Origin of the sequence: Planktothrix sp. FACHB-1355, assembly GCF_014748295.1 — a bacterium.
GTDB lineage: Bacteria > Cyanobacteriota > Cyanobacteriia > Cyanobacteriales > Aerosakkonemataceae > Aerosakkonema > Aerosakkonema funiforme_A.
On record NZ_JACJUP010001274.1, the window covers coordinates 1 to 1,897 of the forward strand.

Below are 1,897 nucleotides of genomic sequence, written 5' to 3' on the forward strand. Positions count from 1 at the left end.
AAACTATCACTGCCGCAGCCCAACTACATTAAAAATTACAAAATATTGATACAGCTTGTCAAGTACAATCGACGTTTAACTTTTTAAAGAATAGATTATAAAAAGAAAGCTGATTAACTTCTCAAAGCGAGGAAAAATTTGATGAAAGAAAACAATTTTATACTTTCCCCTAAAGCCAGTTTCAAGATAAAATCGCTGTTGCTTTCTGCAACTGCCCTCTGCCTAGTAGCAATAGGAGCAAAAGCGCAGGAAATGCCATTGCCAAGAGCCGATCGCAACGGGAATTATCCCTTGGTAATGAGCGAGCGGTGGGTAGTAGTAGACCCCGATCCTAACGGACTCAACTGCCGTTGGTCTTCGCGAATGCCGAGAGAATGGATGGACCCCGGTGCGACTTTCCCCAGAATGAATATCAGTGCGTGGCCGGTAGTGCGTCGTTTTCGCAAAGACACCAGAATCAGCGTTAACCTCGGCCCAGCCGGATCGGGAACCTTTGAGGATGAAAATGGCTTACCTTGGCTGAAAGTCAGCATTGACGATGACGATCGCATCTGTTTAGTGCGAGCTAATTCTAGATTTGTACGGCCTGTTAGATATTAGCCAATCTGCCTAAATGGAGATGATTGCATATATATTTTAGTAGCTTTTTTGCTGACATTCTGCGATAAACTCCTGCACTCTTCGCCACACTTTTTCTAACAGTTCGGGGTGTTCTACATCAAACCATTCAATCTCAGGATATTTGCGAAACCAAGTGCGCTGTCGCTTGGCAAATTGTCGGGTGTGCAAAACAGTTAAATCTTGCGCTTCAGTCAGGCTAATTTGACCAGCTAAATATTGTTTCATTTCTGCATATCCCAGCGTATCGAGCAAAGGCAAATCGGCACCATATTTTTGGCAGAGAGTTTCTACCTCCTTCACCAAACCATCTGCTATCATTATTTCGGTGCGCTGTTCGATGCGACGCTTCAGGTGAGAAGAATCGCAATCCAAGCCAATCTGCAAAATCGGATAATCGGGTGGATTTTCTCCCTGCTGCTCGGAGATCGGTTTGCCGGTGACGTAAAATACTTCTAAGGCTCGTAACGTTCGCACTGGGTCGTTGGGGTGAATTTTTTGGGCAGCAGTGCGATCGACTTGTTGGAGGAATGCGTAAAGTTGAGTTTGTCCGTAAGTTTGTCTGAGAGATTCCAATTGCGATCGCAATTCTTTCTGCGGTGCTACCCTGGGAATTTTCATCCCCTGCGCGATCGAACGTATGTATAAACCCGTGCCGCCAACGAGTAAGAGCGGGGGAGCGGGGGAGTGGGGGAGTGGGGGAGAAGCAATTAAAGCTTGAGCTTTTTGTTGATAATCGGCAACCGTAAAATTTTCCGTAGGATCGCAGATATCAATCAAATAATGCGGCACCAGATCTTGCTCAGCTATAGAAGGCTTAGCTGTGCCGATGTCGAACTCGCGGTACACTTGACGGGAATCAGCACTGAGGATAACAGAACCGAGCCGCTGAGCCAATTCCAAAGCCAGCCCCGACTTACCCGTCGCCGTAGGGCCACAGATCGCGATCAGTTTTGTAGCAGTCAATCTAAAATCCAAAATCTCAAATCGAAAATATTCAATGGGTTCATCCCCTTAAAAAATTTCCCATCAAATTGACCTACAGCCGCCTCCAACCCTTTTGTGTTACAATTTTGGAGTGTTTTTTCCTTTTGGGGCCATTATACGGCTCAAAGCCTTTATTGGAGAACTCCTTTTATGACGAGCAGTTACAGCGCCGATCAGATTCAAGTTCTGGAAGGTCTGGAGCCGGTCCGCAAAAGACCGGGTATGTACATCGGTTCGACGGGTCCGAGGGGACTCCATCATTTAGTTTACGAGGTGGTGGACAACTCCATCG

General features: G+C 46.3%; 2 protein-coding genes. One reads left to right on the top strand and one right to left on the bottom strand.

Going from position 1 to position 1,897, the window contains the following annotated elements:
* The first annotated feature begins 141 nt into the window (after positions 1-141).
* A complete protein-coding gene (locus H6S82_RS31540; protein WP_190463286.1) occupies positions 142-600 on the top strand; it encodes a hypothetical protein in 459 nt (152 codons plus the stop codon).
* A 36-nt stretch (positions 601-636) separates the two neighbouring features.
* Here the strand turns inward: H6S82_RS31540 and miaA are convergent, their stop codons facing one another.
* Entirely contained in the window at positions 637-1,584 is a 948-nt protein-coding gene (miaA, locus tag H6S82_RS31545; RefSeq protein WP_190463284.1) for a tRNA (adenosine(37)-N6)-dimethylallyltransferase MiaA, read from the bottom strand.
* Positions 1,585-1,897 lie beyond the last annotated feature (313 nt).